This window comes from Oleiphilus sp. HI0043, from assembly GCF_001634935.1.
Window position 1 is genome coordinate 1 of sequence record NZ_LWEY01000565.1, and the last position, 1,178, is coordinate 1,178.

Consider the following 1,178-nt stretch of genomic DNA (forward strand, 5'->3'; position numbering starts at 1 on the left):
AATATTGATTTTGAAGGTTCTGACAGCCTGGACAACCCTTCTGCTGTAGCAGAGTAATTAACAACTAGGTGACGCACCTGTTTATTTACGCCCGCCTAACAAGCGGGCGTTTTGGTAGCTATGAATAAAACCATCTTCGCACTTCCTCTTTTAGCGGTCAGCTTTTTACTCTACATAAATGCTGACTCGACCCTCGCTTCAAATAGCAAACTCCATAGTGCCAGAGAACTCTACCCATCAGGTCAACATAGTGCTGGCCAAAGCAAACAACGAAACAGTTTTGATCATCCCTCCCCCCTTCTGGATATGGAGACAAAGCTCGACTTTAAAATCGGCCGGGCCATCTTTGAAAAAATTTGGGTATTTGCCCCCTCAAGTACGACCGCAAGTGATGGCTTAGGCCCACTCTACAATGCAAGATCCTGCTCCCGTTGCCACGAGAAGAATGGTCGAGGCATATTAAAAGAAGAAGGTAAAACCTCCCCTGCACTATTTCTTCGGCTTAGCACTCCAGCCAAAACTGCCGAGCAAAAACGAGCACTGGAAAGTGGCCTCATAGGGCTAATACCAGAGCCTACTTATGGCACTCAGCTACAGACCTTTGCCTACCCGGGTGGACAAGCTGAGGCACAGCTACGAGTCAGCTATACAGAACAAAAAATTCAGCTAAGCGAAGGCGAAATGGTTAGCCTAAGAAAGCCGGATTACCAAATCATAGCGCCTCAGTATGGCCCAATGGATGAAGATTTGATGATTTCGCCACGTATTTCCTCGCCCATGATCGGATTGGGTCTTATCGAAGCGATAAATGAACAGGACATTCTTTCTAAAACCGACCCAGACGACAGTAACCAAGATGGTATTTCAGGCAAAGCCAATTGGGTTTGGGATCAGCAAAAACAAGCACCGGCACTTGGCCGTTTTGGCTGGAAAGCAGGCACCCCCAACCTTCGTCAACAAAACGCTAGCGCGTTCAAGGGGGATCTCGGCATTAGTACACCGTTATTTCCACAACATTGGGGCGACTGCACTCCTTCACAAACAAGCTGCCGAAAACAAGCCCATGGAAACCGCACCCGCCAAGCCCCGGATATCAACCACATGGAAGCGCCAAAGGCGATGACCGATGCTTTATTGCTGTATACAAGAAATATCGCGGTACCCATTCGAAAAATAGA

At 47.9% G+C, this 1,178-nt stretch carries 1 protein-coding gene; it reads left to right on the top strand.

Translation table 11 applies throughout. The features are described 5' to 3' along the window. Positions 1–120: 120 nt before the first annotated feature. Positions 121–1,178 (top strand): di-heme oxidoredictase family protein (locus tag A3729_RS07090; RefSeq protein ID WP_156497754.1); only part of this gene is annotated, 1,058 nt, incomplete at its 3' end.